This window comes from Flavobacterium sp. (assembly GCF_044361015.1).
Classification (GTDB): domain Bacteria; phylum Bacteroidota; class Bacteroidia; order Flavobacteriales; family Flavobacteriaceae; genus Flavobacterium.
This window is the reverse complement of sequence record NZ_JBIKJL010000007.1, coordinates 62,605-70,745: the sequence shown is the minus strand read 5'-3', so window position 1 is coordinate 70,745 and position 8,141 is coordinate 62,605. Positions and strand designations below refer to the sequence as shown.

The window sequence follows — 8,141 nt, the reverse complement described above, 5'->3', positions numbered from 1 at the left end:
TTAACGAAGTTAGGTTAGTATCACAATTCTCTGTTCTCAATCTCGAGGTGATAATCGGACAACCGTCATTGGTATCTCCATCACAGTTTTGATCGATACCGTCGTAACAGATTTCTGTAGCGCCGGGGTTGATGGCAATATTATCATCGTCGCAATCTACCCCAAGTGTAGTCAAACTATAAAATGGGTTAAAAGATTCTCCGTAACATATTGTAACTTGTGGAACGTCTAGATTATAACCATCACCATCAATATCAATATAGAAATCTCCGGTTTGCCATACAAGTTCATTTGTATCATCACAATCTGTGCTGTTGGTTACATATCCAACAGGTGCAGTCTCGGCTAATACTGAAGAAGCTAAATCTCCAAAACCATCCCCATCTGTATCAGCATAGAACGTAAATAAGTCATTGCTGAAATAGATATTATCTATAAACAAACGGAATGCTGAAGTATAATTCTGTTCAATTTTTAACCCGTAAATATTATTCAAGGCTCCCGGATATGCTGTTAAAGGAACTCTCAATGTATTCCAACCTGCTGTAAGTGGACCTGTATTATAAAGTCTATCACTAGGTGCTAACAGAACTAAAAATAAATTAGGCCTTGGTGCATCCAAATAAATATCAATATTTAAATGTGACATTCCGGTTCCAACAAGGTTCAAACGTCTTTCTCCTGCTACAGCAGGAGGACCAACTTCTCCTTTATCTATCAATCCCATAAAACCAAGTCCGTCTATACGTAAAGCAGTATTTGTTCCGTTTGGAACTTCTGTTAAAACTCTACCACCACCTGTAGACCAAAATGCTTGTCCAAGATTATAGTCTGGTACGTTTGTATAGATTGATTGATCACCTGTATACAACGAAATAACTCTATTAGCATCTCTTACTGGAGGTATAGGTGAAGGAGTAGGATCAGGAAAATTTACGACTAAAGTAGCAGTCGTCATGGCAGGTCCAAATTCACCAGGAACAGCTTCTTGCGTAGCCGTGATGGTTGTTGTACCGCCACCTACGATGGTTACAGTATTTCCACTAATAGTTACTACACCTGTAGGATTTGCACTGTATGTCCAAGCACCACTACTATCGGAGGTAGGATTTGTTATTGTAAACGGAGCATTACCTAAAACTTGAGGTGTTGGTAAAGTTAACGCACCAATTGATGGTGGCTGATCTGTTGCTGACCTATAGAAATAGATATTATCTAAATAAACCACTTTAACTGGTGCCTGAGCTCCTGTAGGATTGTTTAAATCAAAAAAGCTAACGTTTGCTAAATTTAAGCCAGTGAAAACAGATAATGGAATATCAAAGCTAACCCATCCATTAAGTGGAATGCTTGATTCCACTCTTCGATTACCTTGAATTTCAAACCATAACTGATTTTGATTAACGGTATAAACATCAATATGCAATGTAGTCATTGCTGCTATACTAGTAGGAGCAAAAGCCAAACGAGCCAGTGTAAAACCATTAAATAATCTTGTATTATTTCCATCAATATCTACATTCGTACCAGCTTGCCATGTTGCACCAGCTGTTGGGGTGTATGAATTACTATATAATGAAACCACATCCCATGCATTTCTAGCAGGTGGAGTAGGTGCAGGTGTTCCTAAACTTACAACTAATGGTGCAGAAACGAACCCTGAGTTGTATAAACCACTTGCCTCTTGTGTTGCCGTAATAGTTGCTGTACCAGGACCCAAAATAGTAACAGTTGTACCACTAATAGTAGCAATACCAGTAGGTAAAATAGAATAGGTAAACGCACCCGGACTATCAGAAGTTGGTGCATTTAACACAAATGGTGCATCACCAGTTACTTTTGCAGGTACAGTAAATCCAGTTATAGTAGGTGTTAATAGCACATTAAAAGTAGCCGCAATACTGCCACTGTTATATCCTGGAGCCGCAGCTTGCGTAGCAGTAATTGTACATGATCCAGCAACGCCAACTTGTATTTGATTACCATTAACTATGCTTCCAATGCTATCATCACTACTAGTATAACTCCATGTCCCTGGACTATTAGAAATAGGTGGTGTTATGGTAAAAATAGCATCTCCTGGAGCTTTGGTTGGTATTGTAAACCCAGAAATAGTAGGATTTATAGTTAAAGGAACATTACTAAAATAAATATTATCCAAATAAAGCACTCCACCAGAAGTCCAAGATGGAGCCGTAAGGGAAGCTACATTTTCATATTTAATTTCGGCTATGTTTGCTAAACTAAACCCATTTTGTGAAGACCAATCTGTCAATAGTATATCTACACTATTCCAGGTATTTGGTGTAACGGCAATAGTCACTGGTCTTTCTCCTCCACCTGCTGCTCTAATAAGAGATATCCTCAAGAAGGAAACATTTGGTGTCCAAATATCTAGGTGCATAGAAGTGTAGGAAGTTAAATTTTGAGTAGACAATGCATTACCTTGATAATTAAAGTTTGGATAATATAAAGTACTATTTGCAGCAACTGTGAAATTGGTAACATTGGCAGAACCAAATCCTTGTTGACCCCAATTTGGATTTAAATTAGTGGCCACATTTGGCGTATAGGCATTACTATAATGCGAAATTACATTGGCAGATGGTACTGTTGGTGTAGGCGCTGCCACAGTTGGTACTTGGAAATTTACTACCAATGGTGCAGAGGTGCTTCCAGATCCAAAAACTCCAGGTACAGCAGCTTGTGTTGCGGTTATAGTTGTTGTTCCTCCTCCTACAATGGTTACCGTGTTCCCGCTAATTGTAACTACTCCGGAAGGACTTGCACTATAGCTCCATGTTCCTGAACTATCAGATGTAGGATTAGTTAATACAAAAGGTGCGTTACCTACTGTTTGAGGAGTAGGAACCATCAACGCACCAATAGTTGGCGGTTGATCAGTTGCTGGTCTGTAGAAATAGATGTTATCTAAATAAACTACTTTAACAGGAGCTGCTGCACCAGTAGGATTATTTAAATCAAAAAAGCTAACATTTCCTAAGTTTAAGCCAACATAATCTGATAACGGAATATCAAAACTAGCCCAACCATTCAGCGGGATGCTTGAAACTACTTTCCTGTTTCCATTTATTTCAAACCAAAGTTGATTTTGATTTAAAGTATAAACATCGATGTGCAATGTTGTCATTCCAACTATGCTTCGAGCACCGAAGGCTAATCTCGCTAAAGTAAAACCATTAAAAAATCTTGCATTATTACCTACTGATGTCAAAACATTAGTTCCGGCTTGCCAAGTTGCTCCAGCTGTAGAGGTGTAAGATTCACTATATAATGAAACAACATCCCATGTATTTCTTGCTGGCGGAGTTGGGGCTGATGGTGGCGTTACTGTAAAAGTTGCCGTTGTACTTCCTGCACCATAAGGGGCACTTGCTGCTTGATTTGCGGTAATTGTAGATGTTCCTGCACCTACTACAGTTATCGTACTGCCACTAATAGTAGCCACAGCAGTATTACTACTACTATATGTAAATTCACCCGAACTATTAGAGCTTGGTTGAGTGATAGTAAAAGGAGCATCTCCTACGATTTTTGCTGGTACAGTAAATGCACCAATAGTAGGTGGTTGCTCTGTTGCTGGTCTCCAGAAAAACATATTGTCAACAATTAAGTTTTGAATGTTCCCTGCTCCTGCTGGTTGATCATACTTAATTTGACGGAAAATCGGACGAACTGCATTGTAAGCAGCCCCTGTAATATCGATGTTAAAAACGTTCCATTGACCTGGAGTTAGAGCCAAAGTGGTTGGAACTTCAACTCCACCACCTGTTGTTTTAATAAGAGAAACTCTGATTGAGGTTAAGGTTGACGAATAAATTTCGATGTGAAATCTTGTCATCGCAGAAATGTTAACATCGGCTGCTGTTTCCGTTCCTTGATAGTTTCCGCTGTTTTGATACTGTTTTACAGCATCACCACCATACGACGGAGTAGTCATATTATTGGGATAAACAAGAGATCCATTCGCAGTGCTGCCGGCTTGTCCCCAATTCGGGTTAAAATTAGTTCCCGCGAGGTCTGTGTAAGCTACGGAAAAGAGGGAAATAACATCCCAAGAGTTTTTACCGGGGTCTCCAGGAGCGGCTCCTTGTGAATATCCCAATGAAAAAGTCAGAAGGAATAATAGTAATAATTTTTTTTTCATAATTTTTTGATAATTATAGTTAATAAAAGTTTTGTTTTAAGTAGGAAATCAAATTTAATGTTATATATTTTTTTTTGATAAAAACTGAGTATACAAAAACTATACATCACAATTATTTATATTAGTAGAGTTAAAAGTGCAATGATTGCTTATGTTTCAGGATATAATATTGATTTTCAGCTAGTGTAATAGCATCCAATTATGGTTAATGTTGTGTTCTTGTATAGGTAAATTGATTTATTTTACATCAATTACATCGTTATAGTTGTTGATTTTATAATTTAATTATACTAAAAATAACGTTTTTATAAAATTTTGAAGATATTTTTAGGAATTAAATAAAATTGATATTGATAAAATATTTAATAATTCAGTATTGATTTTATAATTTATAGTAATAAAAAATGCTGATTTAATAATTGTTTGGATTTGTAAAATAATTTTTATGAATAAATTATTCGTAAAACTAATCTATTTTGAAATTCAAGAATCATAAAGATAACTTAAGCTAAATTTGCACCAATATATTTTTATGCTACTGATTCAAAACATTGCTTTTTCTTATTTGAAGGAAACAACCATTCAAAACTGTACTTTTTCGCTTGAAAAAGGAAATAATCTTGCAGTTATTGGTGAAAGTGGTTGTGGAAAAAGTACGCTTTTAAAACTCATTTATGGCTTATATGATTTGGATGAAGGACAAATATTTTGGAATAATTCAACAGTTTTAGGACCTAGATTTAATCTTATACCCGGAATGACTTATATGAAATACCTGGCTCAGGATTTTGATTTGATGCCTTTTATTACTGTTGCTGAAAATATAGGAAAGTACCTTTCAAATTTTTATCCGGAAGAAAAAAAAGAGCGGATTGCCGAATTGCTAGAGATTGTTGAAATGACCGAATTTGCAACTGTCAAAGCCAAATTTTTGAGTGGTGGGCAAATGCAACGTGTCGCTTTGGCTCGTGTATTGGCTTTGGAACCGGAAGTTTTGTTATTAGACGAACCTTTCAGCCATATTGATAATTTTAGAAAAAATAGTTTGCGACGAAAGTTATTTGCCTATTTGAAAGAGAAAAAAATTACCACGATTGTTGCCACACATGACAGTACCGATGTTTTGTCATTTGCTGATGATGTTTTGGTGATGAAAAAGGGACAAATTTGCACTCAAGGCAGTCCAAATGAATTGTATATAAATCCTCAATCAAAATATGTTGCCTCACTTTTCGGTGATGTAAATGAAATTCCGGGTTTTTATTTTAATGAAAAAACAATTCAGTATTTATTTCCGCATCAATTAATTGTAGTAGAACATTCTAATTTAAAAGTTATTGTAGTAAATAGCTATTTTAGAGGTAGTCATTATTTAATTGAAACCTCTTCAGAAAATGGAATCTTGTTTTTTGAGAGCGAAATTATGTTGGAAAAGGGACATTTGGTTTATTTAAATAAAAAATAAACCCCAAAATTTATCAATTTCAGGGTTCACCTATTTTCTTTTTTCTATATTCTTAAAACTAATTCTTCAAATATTTTTCCAAAAACTGATCTTGTTCCCAAAGTAAATGAAGAATATTTTCTTTTGCAGCATACCCATGACTTTCTTTCGGTAAAATTACCATGCGAACGGGAGCACCTAGGTTTTTCAACGCTTGAAAATAACGTTCCGTTTGCAAAGTAAATGTTCCGGGATTATTATCAGCTTCGCCGTGAGTTAATAATAAAGGTGTTTTCATTTTATTAGCATTCATAAACGGCGACATGGTGTTATAAACTTCAGGAACATCCCAATAATTTCGTTGTTCACTTTGAAATCCAAATGGAGTCAAGGTTCTGTTATAGGCACCACTACGAGCAATTCCACAGGCAAATAAGTTAGAATGTGTCAATAAATTTGCTGTCATAAATGCTCCGTAAGAATGTCCGCCAACCGCTACTTTTTTGGGGTTGATATACCCCAATTTATCTACGGCATCTATCGCTGCTTCAGCATTGGCAACTAATTGTTCGATGAAGGTGTCGTTTGGTTCCGTTGTTCCTTCTCCAATAATTGGGAAAGAAGCATTATCTAAGACAACATAACCTCTTGTAACCCAATAAACAAAAGAGCCATAGTTAGGAAAGGTAAATTGATTTTCATTTTTATCGCTTTGTCCCGCTGAATTTTTGTCTTTATATTCAGCCGGATAGGCCCAAATTAAGAGCGGAAGTTTTTCTTTTTTGACTTTGTCATATCCAATTGGAAGGTATAGCGTTCCTGAAAGTTCTACACCATCTTTTCGTTGGTATTTTATAACTTCTTTATAGACGTTTTTTATACTTTCAAATGGATTTTTAAAATTTGTAATTTGTGTTAATTTTCCTTTTGACTTTATATTTCTGAAGTAATAATTAGGAAATTCATTCTTTGATTGAATCATAACCAATGCTTCTCCTTTTTTGACATCTTCCATCGATAAAATATCTTCCTTTTTATCTTTATAGGTAGATTGATATAAACGTTTTGTTTTTAAAGTGGATAAGTTCAGCTCATCTATAAAAGGAAATTGGCCTTCTTTAGTAAATCCTTTTCCAATTAAATAAGCGTTATTGTTTTCTAAAACTAAAACATATTTACCATATTGATTTTTTTTGGTTTCAAAATCACCCGGGTCTGCATAAATATCCTGATAATTTCTATCCGATATAACTTTTGGAGAAAGTGTTGGGCTAGATGGATTGATTAAATATGTTTTCATTTTTCTGGTGTCGTACCATTGATCATAAACTATGGCAGTCGTATCATCTCCCCATTCAATACCTGAAAAACGTTGTTGGGTTTTCACTAATGAAGTTGGATTAGATGAAAAAGGAGCATCCCATAAAAAAATTTCATCTCTGAAATCTACTTTATTAGCCTGATCACCTTCGTCTAATGCTTCAACAAAATATAAAGTAGCCGGTTTGTCAGTTCTCCAAGTCATATTTCTTTTTCCTTTTTGAACAGAAGAAAATCCTTTTGGAATGATTTCTGAAAGAGGCACTTCGTTAACAACTTTAATTTCATTTCCGGTTTTGTCATAAACAACTGTTTTTTGAGGGAATCTACTTAAAGGAACTATATAGGAAAAAGGCCTCTGTATAGTTGAAATCATAATGTAATTTCCATCGGGCGAAATGCTTTCTCCGGAATACATATCAGCTTTTTTGAATAAAGAGGCTTTTCCATTCACTGAAATTTTATATAATTCAGAGGTAACCAATGTTTCAAAATTTTGTTCATCAATGGGGTTTTTCAACAAATCTTGGTATGTTCTGTTTTGAGAAACATTTCCATCACTAGTGGAAATCGTAGGTCCGGTTGGTAAATCTTTTTTAACATCAATTAAGGCAGGACGATTTTGAACTAACATTCGAACTAAAATAGATTGACTGTCAGCAAACCAACTAAATGGATTCCCCATGTTTGCATTAACAATTGCCTCGGTTAATTTAGTAGCCTGAGCTGAAACAACATCAATAATCCAAAGTTCGACTCCGGTATTTGTAGTGTGTGAAAAGGCAATTTTCTTTTGATTAGGTGCCATTGAAAGATTGCTTATTTTTGGGTTTTCCGGTAAACCTTTGACTTGAATTTCATCTTTATCAGCAATTTTTCGCAATTTCAGGTTGTTAACATAAGTAACAGTACTTGAAGTATTTGTAATAGGATTAATACGAAGTCCGCCTAAACGCATTTCTTCTTGATTCAATTCATCCAATGTTTTATAAGTACTTCTGTAAGACAACAACATGTATTCTTTATTGGTATCCATGTTGACCGTTGGAGCTCTTTCGTAATCTGCCAATTCCAAAATTTCTTTGGGAGGTTTTTGATAGGTTAAATTTTCCTGAGCCGAAACAAAATAGCTCACTAAAAGAAGCAGAAGTAATTGAATTTTCATAAAGAGTAAGTTTGAAATATTTGTGCCACTAAAAATAGCACATA

3 protein-coding genes are annotated in these 8,141 nt (G+C 35.2%); 1 reads left to right on the top strand and 2 read right to left on the bottom strand.

Annotation, left to right across the window (positions count from 1 at the left end):
• Window positions 1–4,168, bottom strand: a 4,168-nt coding sequence (locus ACIQ2Z_RS03910; RefSeq protein ID WP_396182853.1) for a MopE-related protein, incomplete at its 3' end; no start/stop codon positions are given.
• Window positions 4,169–4,700: 532 nt separating this feature from the next.
• Here ACIQ2Z_RS03910 and ACIQ2Z_RS03905 point away from each other — a divergent pair.
• Window positions 4,701–5,633: an ABC transporter ATP-binding protein gene (locus ACIQ2Z_RS03905; protein ID WP_396182852.1), complete on the top strand. Its 933-nt coding sequence runs from the start codon at window positions 4,701–4,703 to the stop codon at window positions 5,631–5,633.
• Window positions 5,634–5,691: 58 nt separating this feature from the next.
• Here ACIQ2Z_RS03905 and ACIQ2Z_RS03900 read toward each other — a convergent pair whose 3' ends face one another.
• Complete coding sequence (locus tag ACIQ2Z_RS03900; RefSeq protein WP_396182851.1) at window positions 5,692–8,097, bottom strand: alpha/beta hydrolase family protein; 2,406 nt, start codon at window positions 8,095–8,097, stop codon at window positions 5,692–5,694.
• Between the last annotated feature and the right edge of the window lie 44 nt (window positions 8,098–8,141).